This is a genomic window from Streptomyces sp. 3214.6 (assembly GCF_900129855.1).
In the GTDB taxonomy this organism is placed as follows: Bacteria; Actinomycetota; Actinomycetes; order Streptomycetales; family Streptomycetaceae; genus Streptomyces; species Streptomyces soliscabiei.
In genome coordinates this window covers 3,577,567-3,594,133 of record NZ_LT670819.1, presented here as the reverse complement: position 1 = coordinate 3,594,133, position 16,567 = coordinate 3,577,567, and the positions used below count along the sequence as shown (strand labels likewise).

17 protein-coding genes and 1 pseudogene are annotated in these 16,567 nt (G+C 69.5%); 9 read left to right on the top strand and 9 right to left on the bottom strand.

Going from position 1 to position 16,567, the window contains the following annotated elements; all coding sequences use genetic code 11:
• Positions 1 to 331: 331 nt before the first annotated feature.
• Positions 332 to 1,956, top strand: a pseudogene (locus B5557_RS15930) (IS200/IS605 family accessory protein TnpB-related protein); the annotation flags it as partial.
• Between the two features lie 31 nt (positions 1,957 to 1,987).
• Here the strand turns inward: B5557_RS15930 and B5557_RS15925 are convergent.
• Complete coding sequence (locus tag B5557_RS15925; protein WP_079664808.1) at positions 1,988 to 3,658, bottom strand: fumarate hydratase; 1,671 nt, start codon at positions 3,656 to 3,658, stop codon at positions 1,988 to 1,990.
• A 177-nt stretch (positions 3,659 to 3,835) separates the two neighbouring features.
• Between B5557_RS15925 and B5557_RS15920 the strand changes: the two genes are divergently transcribed.
• Together B5557_RS15920 and B5557_RS15915 are read left to right on the top strand one after the other, a co-directional pair.
• Positions 3,836 to 4,522, top strand: a complete 687-nt coding sequence (locus B5557_RS15920; protein WP_079659993.1) for a DUF1707 SHOCT-like domain-containing protein — start codon at positions 3,836 to 3,838, stop codon at positions 4,520 to 4,522.
• Between the two features lie 130 nt (positions 4,523 to 4,652).
• On the top strand, positions 4,653 to 5,030 hold the full coding sequence (locus B5557_RS15915) for a WhiB family transcriptional regulator (protein WP_079659992.1): 378 nt from the start codon (positions 4,653 to 4,655) through the stop codon (positions 5,028 to 5,030).
• Between the two features lie 101 nt (positions 5,031 to 5,131).
• On the opposite strand, the gene glpX is transcribed toward B5557_RS15915, so the two are convergent.
• Positions 5,132 to 6,166, bottom strand: a complete 1,035-nt coding sequence (gene glpX, locus B5557_RS15910) for a class II fructose-bisphosphatase (protein ID WP_079659991.1) — start codon at positions 6,164 to 6,166, stop codon at positions 5,132 to 5,134.
• Between the two features lie 131 nt (positions 6,167 to 6,297).
• Here glpX and B5557_RS15905 point away from each other — a divergent pair, with 131 nt between their 5' ends.
• Positions 6,298 to 6,822, top strand: a complete 525-nt coding sequence (locus B5557_RS15905; protein WP_079659990.1) for a DUF4245 domain-containing protein — start codon at positions 6,298 to 6,300, stop codon at positions 6,820 to 6,822.
• A 79-nt stretch (positions 6,823 to 6,901) separates the two neighbouring features.
• Here B5557_RS15905 and B5557_RS15900 read toward each other — a convergent pair whose 3' ends face one another.
• From B5557_RS15900 to xseA, 3 genes are all read right to left on the bottom strand, one after another.
• Complete coding sequence (locus tag B5557_RS15900; RefSeq protein WP_079659989.1) at positions 6,902 to 7,492, bottom strand: malonic semialdehyde reductase; 591 nt, start codon at positions 7,490 to 7,492, stop codon at positions 6,902 to 6,904.
• 212 nt (positions 7,493 to 7,704) lie between these two features.
• Positions 7,705 to 7,929 (bottom strand): exodeoxyribonuclease VII small subunit, encoded by a 225-nt coding sequence (locus B5557_RS15895; RefSeq protein WP_079659988.1) that lies wholly within the window; start codon positions 7,927 to 7,929, stop codon positions 7,705 to 7,707.
• Positions 7,930 to 8,007: 78 nt separating this feature from the next.
• Complete coding sequence (xseA, locus tag B5557_RS15890) at positions 8,008 to 9,222, bottom strand: exodeoxyribonuclease VII large subunit (protein ID WP_079659987.1); 1,215 nt, start codon at positions 9,220 to 9,222, stop codon at positions 8,008 to 8,010.
• Positions 9,223 to 9,313: 91 nt separating this feature from the next.
• On the opposite strand from xseA, the gene B5557_RS15885 reads away from it, so the two are divergent.
• Together B5557_RS15885 and ppgK are read left to right on the top strand one after the other, a co-directional pair.
• Positions 9,314 to 10,351, top strand: a complete 1,038-nt coding sequence (locus tag B5557_RS15885; protein WP_099936033.1) for a 4-hydroxy-3-methylbut-2-enyl diphosphate reductase — start codon at positions 9,314 to 9,316, stop codon at positions 10,349 to 10,351.
• Positions 10,352 to 10,380: 29 nt separating this feature from the next.
• Complete coding sequence (ppgK, locus tag B5557_RS15880; RefSeq protein WP_079659985.1) at positions 10,381 to 11,127, top strand: polyphosphate--glucose phosphotransferase; 747 nt, start codon at positions 10,381 to 10,383, stop codon at positions 11,125 to 11,127.
• A 116-nt stretch (positions 11,128 to 11,243) separates the two neighbouring features.
• Here the strand turns inward: ppgK and B5557_RS15875 are convergent, their stop codons facing one another.
• Positions 11,244 to 11,633 carry a DUF6542 domain-containing protein gene (locus tag B5557_RS15875; protein WP_079659984.1) on the bottom strand — a complete coding sequence of 130 codons (390 nt, stop codon included), beginning with the start codon at positions 11,631 to 11,633 and terminating at the stop codon, positions 11,244 to 11,246.
• A gap of 412 nt (positions 11,634 to 12,045) precedes the next feature.
• Between B5557_RS15875 and ychF the strand changes: the two genes are divergently transcribed.
• Positions 12,046 to 13,134, top strand: a complete 1,089-nt coding sequence (gene ychF / locus B5557_RS15870; protein WP_079659982.1) for a redox-regulated ATPase YchF — start codon at positions 12,046 to 12,048, stop codon at positions 13,132 to 13,134.
• A 202-nt stretch (positions 13,135 to 13,336) separates the two neighbouring features.
• On the opposite strand, the gene B5557_RS15865 is transcribed toward ychF, so the two are convergent.
• From B5557_RS15865 to B5557_RS15855, 3 genes are read right to left on the bottom strand one after another with little or no spacing between them, the layout of a single operon-like run.
• Positions 13,337 to 13,549: a DUF397 domain-containing protein gene (locus B5557_RS15865; RefSeq protein ID WP_079659981.1), complete on the bottom strand. Its 213-nt coding sequence runs from the start codon at positions 13,547 to 13,549 to the stop codon at positions 13,337 to 13,339.
• Positions 13,542 to 13,733 (bottom strand): DUF397 domain-containing protein, encoded by a 192-nt coding sequence (locus B5557_RS15860; RefSeq protein WP_079659979.1) that lies wholly within the window; start codon positions 13,731 to 13,733, stop codon positions 13,542 to 13,544. The genes B5557_RS15865 and B5557_RS15860 overlap by 8 nt, the downstream gene beginning before the upstream one ends.
• Positions 13,734 to 13,743: 10 nt before the next feature.
• Positions 13,744 to 14,589, bottom strand: a complete 846-nt coding sequence (locus B5557_RS15855; protein WP_079659978.1) for a helix-turn-helix domain-containing protein — start codon at positions 14,587 to 14,589, stop codon at positions 13,744 to 13,746.
• Between the two features lie 216 nt (positions 14,590 to 14,805).
• Between B5557_RS15855 and B5557_RS15850 the strand changes: the two genes are divergently transcribed.
• Both B5557_RS15850 and B5557_RS44495 read left to right on the top strand, forming a co-directional pair.
• Entirely contained in the window at positions 14,806 to 15,261 is a 456-nt protein-coding gene (locus tag B5557_RS15850; RefSeq protein WP_079659976.1) for an ATP-binding protein, read from the top strand.
• Positions 15,262 to 15,333: 72 nt separating this feature from the next.
• Positions 15,334 to 15,702: a hypothetical protein gene (locus B5557_RS44495; protein ID WP_197697305.1), complete on the top strand. Its 369-nt coding sequence runs from the start codon at positions 15,334 to 15,336 to the stop codon at positions 15,700 to 15,702.
• Positions 15,703 to 16,567 lie beyond the last annotated feature (865 nt).

The window sequence follows — 16,567 nt, the reverse complement described above, 5'->3', positions numbered from 1 at the left end:
CGCCCCGGCTTCTTCCCGGGCGCCATGCAGCTCTCGAGAACTACCCGAAAGTCTCCGACTCAGGTCACTGGTCCGCCGCGACGCCTGCTAACCCCCTACGTACCGCCGCCTCCCTGCATCAGCGTGCAAGCAGACCCCCCGGCGATGCCGAGGGGTTGGGAACTGCTGCCGGTTGACAGTGCTTGGGCACGCTTGAGCGTGCATGAGTGAGCGCTGCGGCTCCGACGCGCGGATTCGATGGAACGGGAGTTCTCGGGTCGAATGCGTGACCTTTGGGGGAGAGGCTCGTTGTGCGGTGAGGGATCTGCGGCATCGGGCAGGGGGTGAGGGCATGGGCGGGCTGCGCGAGGTGGCGGCGCCGTTTGTCGTTCTGGGCCCTTCTGGTGTGGCGATCCGGACCCGGCTGGGGGACCTCACGCCTGAGGATGAGAGGGTCCTGACGCTGGTGGGGGCGCACCTGGGCTCGCTGGCCTCGAGGGATCTCAAAGCGCGTTGCGTGGACGGCCTGGAGCACTCGAGCGAGACGTGGGCGGCCCGGAAGCGGGAGCTGACGGCCGAGGCGTCGTCCAGGTGGGCGGGCAGCATCACCAAGGCCACGCACGATCAGTGGGCGCTCGCCCGGCGCGGGCAGTCGGCTCACATCCAGTCCCTCGAAGCCGGCATCAGGACGCTTCGCACCGTCTTTCCCTGCCGGTCGGCCACAGGGGAACCAAGCGGGCTCCGGGCGGCTACCGGTCGGCGCACGAATGGTTTGGCAAGACACGCCGCCTGCACGTCCTCGAAGACCGGCTCGAACAGGTTCGGGCAGACCGCGAGGCCGGACGCGTCCGCGTGGCACGCGGCGGCAAACGCCTGCTGGGCGCCCGCCAACACCTCGACGCCGCCCAGCTCAGCGAGGCGCAGTGGCGTCAGCGATGGCAGACGGCGCGCTGGTTCCTGTCCGCCGACGGGGAATCGGGCAAGCGGTACGGCAACGAGACGATCCGCGTCACCCCGGACGGCGGGATCAGCGTCAAACTGCCCGCGCCGCTTTCCGGTCTGGCCAACGCCAAGCACGGCCGGTACGTCCTCGCCTGCACGGTGCGTTTCCCGCACCGTGGCGCCGAGTGGGCCGACCGCGTGGAAGCGAACCGCGCGGTGGCCTACCGCATCCACTACGACGTACAGCGCGGGCGCTGGTACGTGGACGCCTCCTGGACCATCCCCGTCTCCCGGACCATCGCGCTGCGCACCGCACTCGCGCATGGCGTCATCGGCGTCGACACGAACGCCGATCACCTGGCCGCCTGGCGCCTCGACGAGCACGGCAACCCGGTCGGCCGTCCGCGCCGCTTCTTCTACGACCTGTCCGGCACCCGGGATCACCGCGACGCCCAGGTTCGCCACGCCCTGTCCCGGCTGCTGAACTGGGCCAAGACCTGCGGCGTCAATGCAATCGCCGTCGAAGACCTCGACTTCCAGGGCGAGAAGACGAGAGAGAAGCATGGGCGCAAGAAGCGCTTTAGGCAGCTCATCTCCGGCCTGCCCACCGGCAGGCTCCGCGCCCGGCTCACCTCCATGGCCGACGCCGTCGGAATCGCCGTCATCGCCGTGGATCCGGCCTACACCTCCCGCTGGGGCGCCCAGCACTGGCAGCGCCCCATGGCCTCGAAGACTGGCAAGACCACCCGTCACGATGCCGCGAGCATCGCGATCGGGCGACGCGCCCAAGGGCGCCCGATCCGGCGACGGACGGCACCGCCCCGTGCACACCAGAGCGATGTGCGTGGGCATCGGACCGTCCAGGCCGGACCGGGAACCCTGGGGCGTGAGGGACTCCGCCCCCGCGTTCCCGGACCACGGACACGATCCGTGCCGCCGGACGTGGAGAGTACGCGGGCGACCAGGACACCCAAAACCGTTCGGGATGTCCGCAGTGACCAGGTATGGGTACAGCACTCACTCCCGCTCACTGATCAGGAACGGTCTGGAGGACTCAGGGGACGGCTCAGGCCAGGCCAGGGCCCCGCACCGGGATGCTGGTGAACGTCGGCTGTTCGGGTTCCCGCGAAGTGAAGAAGTCGTTGCCCTTGTCGTCCACGACGACGAACGCCGGGAAGTCCTCGACCTCGATCTTCCAGACGGCCTCCATGCCGAGTTCCTCGTACTCGACGACCTCGACCTTCTTGATGCAGTCCTGGGCGAGGCGGGCGGCGGGGCCGCCGATGGAGCCGAGGTAGAAGCCGCCGTGCGTGCCGCAGGCGTTCGTGACCTGCTGGGAGCGGTTGCCCTTGGCGAGCATCACCTTGGAGCCGCCGGCCGCCTGGAACTGCTCGACGTAGGAGTCCATCCGGCCGGCCGTCGTCGGCCCGAAGGAACCGGAGGCGTAGCCCTCGGGGGTCTTGGCCGGACCGGCGTAGTACACCGGGTGGTCCTTCAGGTACTGCGGCATCTCCTCGCCCGCGTCCAGCCGCTCCTTGATCTTGGCGTGCGCGATGTCGCGGGCCACGACCAGCGGACCGGAGAGGGAGAGCCGGGTCTTCACCGGGTGCTTCGTCAGCTCGGCGAGGATGTCGTCCATCGGCTGGTTCAGGTCGATCTTCACGACGTTGCCGGCCTCGTCGAGGTGCTCGTCCGTCGTGTCCGGCAGGAAGCGCGCCGGGTCCGTCTCCAACTGCTCCAGGAAGACGCCCTCGGCGGTGATCTTCGCGACGGCCTGACGGTCGGCCGAGCAGGAGACGGCGATGGCGACCGGGCAGGACGCGCCGTGCCGCGGGAGGCGCACCACGCGCACGTCGTGGCAGAAGTACTTGCCGCCGAACTGCGCGCCGATCCCGATCTTCTGCGTCAGCTCGAAGACCTTCTCCTCCAGCTCCTTGTCCCGGAAGCCGTGCCCGAGCGGCGAACCCTCGGCCGGGATCTCGTCCAGGTAGTGCGCGGAGGCGTACTTCGCGGTCTTCAGCGCGTACTCGGCGGACGTGCCGCCGACGACGATCGCCAGGTGGTACGGCGGGCAGGCGGCCGTGCCCAGCGAACGGATCTTCTCCTCCAGGAACTTCATCATGGAGGCCTCGTTCAGGACGGCCTTCGTCTCCTGGTAGAGGAACGACTTGTTGGCGGAGCCGCCGCCCTTGGCCATGAACAGGAACTTGTACGCGCCGCCGTCGGTGGCGTACAGCTCGATCTGCGCCGGGAGGTTGGAGCCGGTGTTCTTCTCGTCCCACATGGTCAGCGGGGCCATCTGCGAGTAGCGCAGGTTGAGGTTCAGGTACGCGTCGTAGATGCCGCGGGAGAGTGCCTTCTCGTCCTCACCTTCGGTGAGGACGTTCTGCCCGCGCTTGCCCATGACGATCGCCGTGCCGGTGTCCTGGCACATGGGGAGCACTCCGGCGGCCGCGATGTTCGCGTTCTTCAGCAGGTCCAGCGCGACGAACTTGTCGTTGCCGGAGGCCTCCGGGTCGTCGATGATCCGCCGCAGCTGGGCCAGGTGAGCGGGCCGCAGATAGTGCTGGATGTCGTGGATGGCCTCCTCGGCGAGCTTGCGCAGCGCCTCCGGCTCCACCTTGAGAAATGTCCGCCCGTCGGCCTCGAAGGTGGAGACACCCTCGGAGGTCACCAGCCGGTAGGGGGTGGTGTCCTCTCCCATGGGGAGCAGATCGGTGTACGCGAACTCAGGCATCTCGCCCATTCCTCACTCGACAGACGGCGCCCGCCTCCGTTGGCGGGCGCTCACCAGCGTAGAACCTGCCACTGACGCCGGGCCTGTGAGGTAAGGCTCAGTTCGGCGCCGGCCCGATGGGCGTCTCGGGGTTCGACAGGGGTATCGCGATCTATCGTGTGTGGGTACCCTGCTGTCGTGGACCTTCAGAAGCAGACCGCCGCACCCACGCCGGCCGCCGAGTTGCGCGCCTCCGACGCCGACCGTGACCGTATCGCCGACATGCTCCGCGAGGCCCTCGCGGAGGGCCGGCTGACCGCTGACGAGCACGCCGAGCGCGTCGAGGGCGTACTGGCCGCCAAGACGGTCGGCGAACTGGAGGCGTTCGTCCGGGACCTGCCCGCCGCGCACGAGCGCCGCGCGGCCCCCGCCTCCGCCCCCAGCCGGCCCACCGCCGGCGCGATACCCGCCGACCCCGACGACAACGTGGTCGCGGTCTTCAGCAGCGCCGTCCGCAGGGGCCGTTGGCGCGCGGGCCGCCGTATCCACGCGTACGCGGTCTTCGGCACCGTCGAGATCGACCTCACCGAGGCGCTCTTCGAGTACCAGCAGGTCGTGATCAAGGCGATCTCGGTCTTCGGCAACATCGAGGTCCGCGTCCCGGAGAACGTCTCGCTGCGCGGCACCGGCGGCGCGGTGCTCGGCAACTTCGAGGTGGACGCGCTCGATTCGCCCCAGTCCGACGCGCCCGTGGTCTACGTCGACGGATGGGCGGTGCTGGGCAACATCGAAGGCCGGCCGAAGCGGGGCAAGCTCGTCGCGGACATTCTCGATCGGGTTCAGCACAAGGTCGACAAGAGTTTGCGCAAACACCTGGACCGTTGACGGTCGTGAACGCGCCATCCCCGACAGCGGGGGATCCGGCGGTCGCGAACCCTGTGCATAGGCGCGCGCACAGCGGGTAGGCCTTGCTGCATCGTCTCTCGCTCGCGAAGCCGTCGTCAGGAGTAGACCCGTGCTGCAACCGCCGCATTCGTCCCTGCAGGTAGCCGCTGTCCCGGCCCGGCGGGTACCAGCGCGCGACAGGGACCAAGACGCTCCCTGGCATACCGAGGCGGTGTGCCGACGCGACGAGGCGGGCCTGTTCTTCGCCCCCTCCAAGGAGCCCACAGCCGCCCGGCTCTCCCGCGAGGAAGCAGCGAAGCGGGTCTGTGCGCGCTGCCCCGTCATGGTGGAGTGTCGCGAACACGCCCTCCTGCAACCCGAGCCCTACGGCGTCTGGGGCGGCCTCACCGCAGCCGAGCGCCGCGTGGTCCTCGCCCGACGACGCCGCCGCGACGTGGAACTGAAGAAGGCGGCCCGAGCGGCGGACCGCATAGCGCAGGCGGGCTAAGGCAGGCCCTAGGGTCCCCTGGAGAAGCGAGGGGCGCCCCCTCCGCACCGGGGGCGCCCTGCTTCTCTGCTGTCGGCTTTCGGTTTTTCAGTGGCGTGGGGTCACTTGGCCCGGTCGAAGTCCACGGCGCTGTAGGCGCGCAGCTTGCTCAGCCGGTGCTCGGAGTCGATCCGTCGCACCGTCCCGGACTTCGACCGCATCACGATCGAGTCCGTGGTCGCGGTCTCCGACCGGTACCGAACCCCGCGCAGCAGCTCCCCGTCGGTGATCCCGGTGGCGACGAAGAACACGTTCTCCCCGGTCACCAGGTCCTCGGTGGTCAGCACGCGGTCGAGGTCGTGCCCGGCGTCGATCGCCCGCGCCCGCTCCTCGTCGTCCTTGGGCCACAGTTTGCCCTGGATGACACCGCCCAGGCACTTGACGGCGCAGGCTGAGATGATGCCCTCGGGGGTGCCGCCGATGCCGAGCAGCAGGTCGATGCCGGTGCCCTCGCGCAGGGCCAGGATCGAGCCGGCGACGTCACCGTCGGAGATCAGCTTGATGCGCGCGCCGGTCTCCCGGATCTCCTTGATGATGCCCTCGTGCCGCGGCCGGTCCAGGATGACGACGGTGACGTCCTCCGGGGTGGCCCGCTTGGCCTTGGCGACCCGGCGGATGTTGACCTCGACGGGCGCGTTGATGTCGACGAACTCGGCGGCCTCCGGGCCGGTGACGAGCTTGTCCATGTAGAACACGGCGGACGGGTCGAACATCGCGCCGCGCTCGGTGGCCGCGAGGACGGCGATCGCGTTCGGCATGCCCTTGGCCGTCAGCGTGGTGCCGTCGATGGGGTCGACCGCGATGTCGACCTCGGGCCCGGTCCCGTCACCGACCCGCTCGCCGTTGAAGAGCATCGGGGCCTCGTCCTTCTCGCCCTCGCCGATGACGACCACGCCGTTCATCGACACGGTGGAGACGAGGGTCCGCATGGCGCGCACCGCGGCGCCGTCGGCGCCGTTCTTGTCGCCGCGTCCCACCCAGCGGCCCGCGGCCATGGCGGCGGCTTCGGTCACCCGGACGAGTTCCAGGGCGAGGTTGCGGTCGGGGGCCTCGGAGGGGACGTCCAGTTCGGACGGCAAGTGATGATGCTCGGTCATCGGAGCGCACCTTTCTGACTGATACGACGACGGCCGGATGAGGGTTAGATCCTCGACTCTATCGCCAGTCCGACAAAATGAGCAGGGGACCCCACGGATGAGCGCGCCGGGCACCTGCGACGATAGGGGGCGTGGCAGGTTCGAACGGTAAGCAGAAGACGGCCCGGGACATGATCCTTTCCCTGGGACTGATCATGATCGCGGCGTGGGTCATATACCTCTTCATTCCCCACGACGACCGCGCTCCCGACGTCAAGCGGGTCGACTACCGCGTCGAACTCCTCACGGCGCGTCGCGCGGCGTCGTACCCGGTGGCCGCGCCCGAGGGCCTGCCCGACACCTGGAAGGCGACCTCGGTGCGCTTCCAGGGCGCCGACTTCGACGCCTGGCACCTCGGTTTCCACGCCCCCGACGGGGAGTACGTGACGATCGAGCAGTCCACTCAGAAGCGCGCGCAGTTCATCGACGAGGCCAGCCAGGGCTCGACCGCGACCAAGGTCACCGAGCAGATCGGCGGCCGCGCCTGGACCCGCTACACCGGCGGCCGCTACGACGCGCTCGTCCTGCAGGACACCAGTGGCTCGACGACGGTCGTCGCGGGCACGGGGTCCTTCGAGCAGCTGTCGACGATGGCCGCGGCGCTGAAGCTGGCGTGAGCGGCCCCTGACGCACGAAGAGGCCCCCGGCGCGCGCCGGGGGCCTCTTCGTATGTCGCTGGACCTTGTGTCACTGGTCTCAGACGGTGGTGACGACCTCGTCGTACGCCAGGCGCGGGGAGCGCGGGAACCAGGCGTCCTCGCCCGGCTTGCCGATGTTGACGACGACCAGCGGGGTGTGGTCGTCGTCCAGGAACTCCTTCTGGACGCCCGCGAAGTCCACGCCGGTCATCGGGCCGGCGGCGAGACCGGCGGCGCGGACGCCGATGATGAAGTAGGCGACCTGCAGCGCGGCGTTCAGCGAGGCGGCGCCCTCACGGGCCGGGCGCTCGCTGAAGAAGAGGTCCTTGGCCTGCGGGAAGTGCGGGAGCAGGGCCGGCAGCTCCTCGTGGAACTCGTTGTCCGCGGAGAGGATCGCGACCAGCGGGGCGGTGGCGGTCTTGGGCTGGTTGCCCTCGGCCATGTGCTTCACCAGGCGCTCGCGGGCCTCGGCGGAGCGGACCAGGGTGATGCGCAGCGGGCTCTGGTTGAACGCCGTCGGGCCGTACTTGACGAGGTCGTAGATCGCCTGGACCTGCTCGTCGGTCACCGGCTCGTCGGTGAAGGTGTTCGCGGTGCGGGCCTCGCGGAACAGCAGGTCCTGGGCGGCGGCGTCAAGAACGAGAGACATGCGTGAACTTCCTTGGGGAGGCGTCCGGATCCGGACCGGATCCAGTACCGGACCGTGGTCCGGATCGGCTGACGTCTCCGACGGTACGGCAGGTATGTTCAAGTTTCAACAAATGGTGGGGTGAGGTGATCCGCTTCACATCCACCGCCCCGTAGGTTGGCCGGCCCGTACGTCAGCCGGTCAGCCGGTCGGTCGGCCCGGTCGGGGCCGGGTCACTTCTCGTCCGGGGACTCCTCCTCCTCGGCCAGCGCCGCGTCGAGCCGCGCCCGCGCACCCTCCAGCCAGCGTCGGCACACCTTGGCCAGCTCCTCGCCGCGCTCCCAGAGGGCGAGGGACTCCTCCAGCGTCGTACCCCCCGCCTCCAGACGCCGTACGACATCGATCAGCTCGTCGCGGGCCTGCTCGTACCCGAGCGCCTCGTCCGTCCTGCTCGTCATGCACCCATTCCCAGTCGTCGCTTCCCAGTCGTCGTTTCCCCGGCTGCCGCTGTCCGGCCGTCGGTTACTGGCCCTCGGTTACTGGCCGTCGACCCGGCTCACGGTGAACTCGCCCTCGGCGACCCGCGCGCGGAGCACCTCGGCCGCCGCCACCTCGCCCGGATCCCGGACCACGTGCCCGTCCGCCTTCTGCAGCACCGCGTACCCCCGCCGCAGCGTCGCGGCCGGCGACAGGGCCACCACGCGCGCGTGGGTGTGCGTCAGCTCGGAGTCGGCACGGTCCAGGAGGTGGCCGAGCGTGCGCCGGGTGCGGTCCACGAGCGAGGCGACCTGGTCGGCCCGCTCGTCGACCATCCGGTGCGGATCCTGTATGACGGGCCGCGCGAGCGTCTGCGCCAACCCGCGCTCCTCCCGCTCCACCAACGCCTCCGCGCACCGCCGCGCCCGCCCGCGCAGCATCCGCACCCGCTCCAGCTCCTCACCGACGTCCGGTACGACCTTCTTCGCGGCGTCGGTCGGCGTCGAGGCGCGCAGGTCGGCCACATGGTCGAGGAGCGGGTTGTCCGGCTCGTGCCCGATCGCCGAGACGACCGGCGTGCGGCAGGCCGCGACCGCCCGCACCAGCTGCTCGTCCGAGAAGGGCAGCAGGTCCTCGACGCTGCCGCCCCCGCGCGCCACGATGATCACGTCCACGTCGTCGAGCGCGTCGAGCTCCTTGACGGCCTGGACGACCTGTGTCACCGCGTGCACACCCTGGACGGCGACGTTGCGCACCTCGAAGCGGACGGCGGGCCAGCGGTGCCGGGCGTTCTCCAGGACGTCCCGCTCGGCGGCGGAGGCCCGCCCGCACACCAGCCCGACGAGCTGCGGCAGGAAGGGCAGCGGCTTCTTCCGCGCCGGGGCGAAGAGGCCCTCCGCGGCCAGCGACTTCTTCAACTGCTCCAGCCGCGCCAGCAGCTCCCCGACCCCCACCGGCCGTATCTCCACGGCCCGCAGCGACAACTGCCCCCGCGGCGCGTACCACTCAGGCTTCGCGTGGACGACGACCCGGGCGCCCTCGCCGACGACGCCCGCGACCGCGTCGAAGACCTGCCGGTAGCAGGTCACGCTCACGGAGATGTCGTGCGCCGGATCCCGCAGCGTCAAAAACACGACGCCGGCACCCGGGCGCCGTGACAGCTGGGTGATCTGCCCCTCGACCCACACCGCGCCGAGCCGCTCGATCCAGCTCCCGATGAGCCGCGACACCTCGCCGACGGGCAGCGGGGCGTCCGCGGACGTGTTCACAGCCATGCGCCCGAGAGTAACGGCCACGACTGACAACGCAGTGGACGCCAACCCTTCACCCCTCGGGGATCTTCGGCCCCCCGGGGGCGGCCTTACGATGGGACGCATGACTGCTTCGCCTGGCCGCCGCCGTGTCCTGCTCGCCGCTCCCCGGGGCTACTGCGCGGGCGTCGACCGTGCCGTGATCGCCGTCGAGAAGGCCCTGGAGCAGTACGGGGCCCCGGTCTACGTCCGCCACGAGATCGTCCACAACAAGTACGTCGTGCAGACCCTGGAGAACAAGGGCGCCATCTTCGTCGAGCGGACCGAGGAGGTCCCGCCGGGCAACATCGTCATGTTTTCCGCGCACGGCGTCGCCCCCGTCGTCCACGAAGAGGCAGCGCGCGGGCGCCTCGCCACCATCGACGCGACCTGCCCGCTCGTCACCAAGGTCCACAAGGAAGCCGTCCGCTTCGCCAGTGAGGACTACGACATCCTCCTGATCGGGCACGAGGGCCACGAGGAGGTCATCGGCACCTCCGGCGAGGCCCCCGACCACATCCAGCTCGTCGACGGCCCCGAGGACGTCGCCAAGGTAGAGGTCCGCGACCCGTCGAAGATCGTGTGGCTCTCCCAGACCACCCTCTCCGTCGACGAGACCATGGAGACCGTCGACGCCCTGAAGGAGAAGTTCCCGCAGCTCGTCTCGCCGCCCAGCGACGACATCTGCTACGCCACGCAGAATCGTCAGCTCGCGGTGAAGCAGATGGGCGCGGAGGCCGAGCTGGTCATCGTGGTCGGCTCGCGCAACTCCTCCAACTCCAAGCGGCTCGTCGAGGTCGCCAAGCTCGCCGGCTCCCGCGCCGCCTACCTCGTGGACTTCGCGAGCGAGATCGACGAGGCCTGGCTGGAGGGTGTGACGACGGTGGGCGTCACCTCCGGCGCCTCCGTCCCCGAGGTCCTCGTCGAGGAGGTCCTGGCCTGGCTCACCGAGCGGGGGTACGGCGACGTCGAGCTGGTCAAGGCGGCCGAGGAGCACATCACGTTCTCGCTGCCCAAGGAGCTCCGCAGGGACCTGCGTGAGGAGGCGGCGGCGCTGGTCGCGGAGCGCGGCGGCAGCGGTGCCGAGGGCTCCCCGGGACCCGTGGCCGAGTGACTGTCAGTCGATCGTCGTAACGTAGGGCCATGCAGATCTTCGGCGTGGACATCGGCGGATCCGGGATCAAGGGCGCCCCTGTGGACCTGGACATGGGCGACCTGGCTCAGGAGCGCCTGAAAGTGCTCACCCCGCATCCGGCGACGCCCGACGGCGTGGCCGACGGGGTCAAGGAGGTCGTGGAGCACTTCGGCTGGACCGGCCCCGTGGGTCTGACGTTCCCCGGGGTGGTCACCGGCGGCTCCACGATCCGTACGGCGGCCAACGTCGACAAGAGCTGGATCGACACGGACGCGCGCGCGTTGTTCAGCGAGCGGCTGGGCGGGCTGCCGGTGACGGTGGTCAACGACGCGGACGCGGCGGGGGTCGCCGAAATGGCGTTCGGCGCGGGCCGTGACCGCAGCGGCACGGTGATCCTGCTGACGTTCGGCACGGGCATCGGCAGTGCCCTCTTCGCCGACGGCGTCCTCGTCCCCAACACCGAGCTCGGCCACCTGGAGCTGCACGGGCACGACGCCGAGAAGCGCGCCTCCAGCAAGGCCAAGGAGGACGGCGAGCTGACCTGGGAGCACTGGGCCCGCCGCGTCACGAAGTACCTCGCCCACGTCGAGATGCTCTTCTCGCCCGAGCTGTTCATCATCGGCGGCGGCGTCAGCCGCAAGTCGGAGAAGTTCCTGCACCTCATCGAGGGCATCGAGGCGGAGATCGTCCCGGCGCAGCTGCAGAACAACGCGGGAATCGTCGGAGCGGCGATGCGGGCGGCGAAGGGCAACTGACTTCGCCCCGGAGGCCCTGGGGCCGAGCCCCGGAACCCCCGGCGGCTGAGCCCCGGCCCCCCGCGGCCGAGCCCCGGACGCCTCGCGACCGGGCCGGAGGCCCTGCGATCGGTCGGCTAGCGGCGGTTCGCGGGGTGGCGGCGGGCCGCCGCTCGGCGCAGTCCGCGGGTCAGGATGGTCAGGGCGGCCAGGAGGGTCCCGCCGTACAGCCAGCCGACCTGGGTGGCGAGGGCTGTCACCAGCCCTGTCAGCCGCTCCTCGGTCCCGTTTCCGCCCCCGGCCACGGGCAGAAGTCCCAGGGCGAAGGCGATGGGCGCGATCACGGGCGCGGACAGCAGGTCGGCCGCGCGCACCCAGAGGGCGGTCAGCAGACACACGGGCAGGAACAGCACGCCGTACACCGTCAGCGAGGCCCCCAACAGCAGCTGGTCCAGGAACCCCACCACCAACATCGACGCCCCGCCGAACAGCCCCGCGCCCAGCCCGGTGAGCCGTGGATTCGGCATCCGCCGCCCCGAGCCCCGCTCCCCGCAGCCGGCCAGGCCGGTCGGGTCGGTCCGATTGGTCCGGTTGGTCTGTGCGGCTCGGGCGGTGCGTGTGGGGTCCGCGGGGCGTGGGGCTCTGCGGCTTCCTTCCCGGCCCGCCTGGGGTGGAAGGGGCGGCGGCGGTTCGTGTCGCACGGCTCGGTTCGGGGGGCGTGTCCTGTGTTGCTCCACTGGACCAACCTAGGTCGGTTTATGTGCTAAATCAGGTGTCGGACACGCCGTGGGGCGGAGCTTGGCCACGCGTTCGACAAGCCCGTGGGGGCGGCCTCGCGCACGCCGTAAACTGGGGCATCGGCCGGCCCCTGGCCCGCCCCCCGGCCCGCTCACTACGGGAACCGGCCCACTGGCCCTTCTGACTACGGGAAGTCGCAACGTGTCGCTCACGATCGGAATCGTCGGTCTGCCGAATGTCGGCAAGTCGACCCTGTTCAACGCCCTGACCAAGAACGACGTGCTGGCGGCCAACTACCCGTTCGCCACGATCGAGCCCAACGTGGGCGTTGTCGGTGTCCCCGACGCGCGCCTCACCAAGCTGGCCGAGATCTTCTCCTCGCAGCGGATCCTCCCGGCGACCGTCGACTTCGTCGACATCGCAGGCATCGTGAAGGGCGCCTCGGAGGGCGAGGGCCTGGGCAACAAGTTCCTCGCGAACATCCGTGAGTCCGACGCGATCTGCCAGGTCATCCGCGCCTTCAAGGACGAGAACGTCGTCCACGTCGACGGCAAGGTCTCGCCCAAGGACGACATCGAGACGATCAACACCGAGCTGATCCTCGCGGACCTCCAGACGATCGAGAAGGTCCTGCCGCGCCTGCAGAAGGAGTCGCGGATCAAGAAGGACGTCGTGGCGAAGGTCGCGGCCGTCGAGGCGGCGAAGGAGATCCTGGAGAAGGGCGACACGCTCTTCTCGCAGGGCATCGTCCAGGGCTCCGGCAACGAGGAGCTCCTGCACGACCTGCACCTGCTGACGACGAAGCCGTTCCTCTACGTCTTCAACGTCGACGAGGACGAGCTGACCGACGAGGCGTTCAAGGCCGAGCAGAGCGCCCTGGTCGCGCCCGCCGAGGCGATCTTCCTCAACGCCAAGCTGGAGGCGGACCTCGCCGAGCTGGACGAGGAGGACGCGATGGAGCTCCTGGAGTCCGTCGGCGCCGAGGAGCCCGGCCTCGCGACCCTCGCGCGCGTGGGCTTCAACACCCTCGGCCTGCAGACGTACCTCACGGCCGGCCCCAAGGAATCCCGCGCCTGGACCATCAAGAAGGGCGCCACCGCCCCCGAGGCCGCCGGTGTCATCCACACCGACTTCCAGAAGGGCTTCATCAAGGCGGAGGTCATCTCCTTCGCCGACCTGGTCGAGACCGGCTCGGTCGCCGAGGCCCGCGCGAAGGGCAAGGCCCGCATGGAGGGCAAGGAGTACGTCATGCAGGACGGGGACGTCGTGGAGTTCCGCTTCAACGTGTGAGCCGCGCGTTAGCGTGGATCCGGCGTTTTAGCAAACAGCCAGGTCAGGTGGGGTCGTCCCGGTGTCGGGGCGGCCCCGTTCGCGTAGCCGTGGCTGGATGTTGGCTGGATGGACTGACGGCTCGTCATCTGTCGTCATCTGTGGTTCTCCGCACGCTGGCTGGATGTCGGCTGGGTGGCGTTGAACGACGAGTCAGGGTGTTCTACGTACCGTCTACGAAGTGGTCGAACTCTCCGGCTCGGACGCCGAGTGAGAAGGCGTCCCACTTGGTGCGGGTCGTGGTGACGACGGTGTCGGGCGCGGATGTCTCGCGCAGGTACACCAAGTCGCCGTCGCCGAAGGCGATTTCGATCCAGGGGCCGGGGCCGGTGGCGTCGTCGGGGGCGGCGCGATGCCAGGTGAGGTCGTCAGTCATGGCGGGTGGTGTTCTGCTTCATGAGGGTCAGGAGTGCGGAGAAGGCGGCGGGGGTGGCGGTGAGTATGGATGCGCTGGGGTCGGCGGACTCGGTCAGGAGGATGCGGTCGGCGTCGGCGGCGACGTGGACGCAGGAGTCGCCTTGTGCGCAGTAGGACGACTTCTGCCAGGTGGGCGTGGGCATTCGGGTTCCTTCACAGGCTCTCGGCGATGGTGTGGATGACGTCCCGTGAGGCGGGCACGGGCAGGGCGATGGCTTCCATGCGCTCGATCAGCACGCGGTACTTGGCCAGTTGGGCTTCCGCGTCCAGGAAGACCGGGCCGTGTGACTGGTCCAGGTGCACGGTGTCGAGGCTCGGTACAGGGCCGTGGGAGTAGAAGATCGACTGCCCGGATCCGGCGAAGGAGCCCGCGCTGAAGGGGAGGACCTGGATGACGACTCCGGCTCGTTCGCTCATGTCGAGCAGATGGTGAAGTTGACCCTTGGCAATGGCGGGTCCGCCCAACTGCATGCGTAGCGCGGCCTCGTGAATGATCGCGTGGTACGGGGTCGGTTCGTCCCGGAAGAGGACTGCCTGCCGTTTGATGCGGAACGAGACGCGGTGCTCGATCTCCGGTGGAGCGATGGCGGGAACGTCCTGGCGGAAGATCTCGCGCGCGTGCTCGGCGGTCTGGAGCAGTCCGGGGATGTGCACGGTGATGGCCGTGCACATGCGCTGGGCGTGGTGTTCGACCTCGGCGAGGTCGAGCAGCCCGGCGGGCAGGATGGCGCGGTACTCCTCCCACCAGCCGCGTACGCGTTCACCGGCCATGTCCGCCAGTGCCTCGATGAGCGCGAGGTCGGTGCAGTCGTAGTGACAGGCGAGCGCTCGTACGCGGTCGGGGCTGACGCCCATGCGCCCCGACTCGGTGTTGCTGACCTGGTTCTGCTTCACGCCGAGCAGTTGACTGGCCTGGGTCGAGGTCAGACCAGCGCGCTCACGCAGTTTGCGCAGCTCGGAACCGAGGCGTAGCTGACGCCCTGTCGGGTTGCTCCGCACTGACTCGGCGCCTCCTTGGCGATGCGGTCACCCACAAGGGTGGCACATAAAGGTTTTTCGCTGTTCTGGATAAGAGTTTATCGGGGCTCCGCTACCTTCAATTCAGGCGCCTCGCCCAGAAGCATCCCGCTCGACGGAGCGACTTGGTCACTGGGTACAGGCCGACGTGATTCCCTCGGCCGACACCTCAACTCGCCCACTCGAAAGGAGACTTCCATGACCACCGTATCTCCGGCTCCGGCCAGCCCAGTCCGGTTCCCGGGCACGTACACCCTCCAGCTCCCGCACGACCCCCGTGCCCCCGGCATCGCCCGCGCCCTGCTCCGCCTGGTCCTCGAAGCGCACGGCAGGCCCGAACTCGCTGCGGATGCCGAGCTGTTGGGCTCGGAACTGCTGACCAACGCGCACCTGCACACCAGTGGCCCGTACGCCCTGCGCCTGGGGCCCGGCGCGGCTGATCCGGGGCGGGTTCGGGTGGGGGTGTGGGACGGTGACCCGTCGATTCCTGCGGGGTTCGAACGGGGTGGGCCGCGGGCGGATGCGTGTGCGGAGGGCGGGCGCGGGCTGTTTCTCGTGCGGGCCTATGCGGACGACTGGGGTGCGTACGCGTTCCCGGACGGGCGGGGCGGGAAGGTGCTGTGGGCCGAGTGCGGGGATGCGGGGGACCGGTGATCGTCGCCGGTGGCTCGGGCGGCGGCGCTGTCGTGGAGGTGCTCCGCGTTCGGTGCCGGAAGGGACCGGGCCATGACGTCGGCGTACGACTTCAGCGATCTGCACGAGCGCATCGACCGGCTTGAGCCGGAGCAGGCCGAAGAGGTACGTCAGCATGCGCTGCGCCTGGTGAAGCCCGCGCCGAGCCGGTTCCGGATACTGCGCGGCTTCGATGGCCCGCCGGCCGATCTGGGGCCCGGGCGAGGGAGATCGTCCGGGAGGAGATCGGCGAAGCCGGAGCCGATTGTTGACACCGGTGAAGGCGGCAGAGGTGGTCACCTGGATCACCGGCATTTCCGGGCCGTCACGCCCGATCACGTCCCGGCGTTCACGTTGCTGCCCTGGGTGGCTACGGCGTTGGCTGCGGCCGCGGTCAACGATGTGTGCAGGTCGCGGGGGTAGCGAGCCGGTGGATGTGCCGGGTGGCGGTTGCCCTGTCGTTTCTGGCGTCGTTTCTGGTGTCGTTTGCGGGGTCGTGCTTGGAAGCGACACCCCAACGACGCCCCGAGTCAGATGTGTTCGCAGGTTGGGGCGGGTGCCGGTGGTGAGCTGGCGGGGGCGACTGTATATCGGTGCAGAGGAGCTTCCCGATCTCTGTGGATGACGGGCCGAGCCGGGCCGGGCGGTAATGACGTAGTCGCGGCCCAACTTCCCTCTGTCGGCAGACGTGTCACTGCGCCCGGCAACGGTGACGTCGGCCCGTGTGTCGGGCCGTCGCCCGGCGGTGCGGTAGTTGCCCGCAGGGAGTGCGGATCGGCCCTGTCGTCGGCGTCAGCGGGATTCCTGCGGCGGTCCCACAGATGGGCGTGCGGCCCGTCGGTCTGGAGGCTGCGATCGGCATGCCGTGGATCGGTGGCACGGGCGTTGTGGCGGTGCTGACCGATCCAGATCGATCAGCGTAGGGCCGATCGGACAGCGCCGCCGGATTTCTCGATCGACCGGTTCGAGGAGACCGCCGTAGTGAACGACCTGTTTGGCCAGCGCCCCGTCCTGCCTGTGCTCCTATCACGGGCGTCCCATCCGGCGTCCTGTTTGGAAGGGAGCACCCATGGCGCCCCTTCCTCCCAGTTCAGGGCCCGATCTGCCATGGGAATCGGGGCCAGCCTGCATATCGATGGATGAATCTTGTTCGATCTGCTGTGGTCGGTGGCGCGGCCCCGGGTGCGCGCAACGGCGAGTGATCGTTTGGCAGGATCGGCCGTCTTTTTCTCCATAGAAGGTATGACCCGAATCATCCCGCATGCCGCTCACCGACAGGCCCCGTGTG

Coding starts and splice junctions, on each gene's coding strand:
- B5557_RS15925 (WP_079664808.1), bottom strand. CDS start 3,658: ATGCCTGAGTTCGCGTACACCGATCTGCTCCCCATGGGAGAGGACACC.
- glpX (WP_079659991.1), bottom strand. CDS start 6,166: ATGACCGAGCATCATCACTTGCCGTCCGAACTGGACGTCCCCTCCGAG.
- B5557_RS15900 (WP_079659989.1), bottom strand. CDS start 7,492: ATGTCTCTCGTTCTTGACGCCGCCGCCCAGGACCTGCTGTTCCGCGAG.
- B5557_RS15895 (WP_079659988.1), bottom strand. CDS start 7,929: ATGACGAGCAGGACGGACGAGGCGCTCGGGTACGAGCAGGCCCGCGAC.
- xseA (WP_079659987.1), bottom strand. CDS start 9,222: ATGGCTGTGAACACGTCCGCGGACGCCCCGCTGCCCGTCGGCGAGGTG.
- B5557_RS15885 (WP_099936033.1), top strand. CDS start 9,314: ATGGGACGCATGACTGCTTCGCCTGGCCGCCGCCGTGTCCTGCTCGCC.
- ppgK (WP_079659985.1), top strand. CDS start 10,381: ATGCAGATCTTCGGCGTGGACATCGGCGGATCCGGGATCAAGGGCGCC.
- B5557_RS15875 (WP_079659984.1), bottom strand. CDS start 11,633: ATGCCGAATCCACGGCTCACCGGGCTGGGCGCGGGGCTGTTCGGCGGG.
- B5557_RS15865 (WP_079659981.1), bottom strand. CDS start 13,549: ATGACTGACGACCTCACCTGGCATCGCGCCGCCCCCGACGACGCCACC.
- B5557_RS15860 (WP_079659979.1), bottom strand. CDS start 13,733: ATGCCCACGCCCACCTGGCAGAAGTCGTCCTACTGCGCACAAGGCGAC.
- B5557_RS15850 (WP_079659976.1), top strand. CDS start 14,806: ATGACCACCGTATCTCCGGCTCCGGCCAGCCCAGTCCGGTTCCCGGGC.
- B5557_RS44495 (WP_197697305.1), top strand. CDS start 15,334: ATGACGTCGGCGTACGACTTCAGCGATCTGCACGAGCGCATCGACCGG.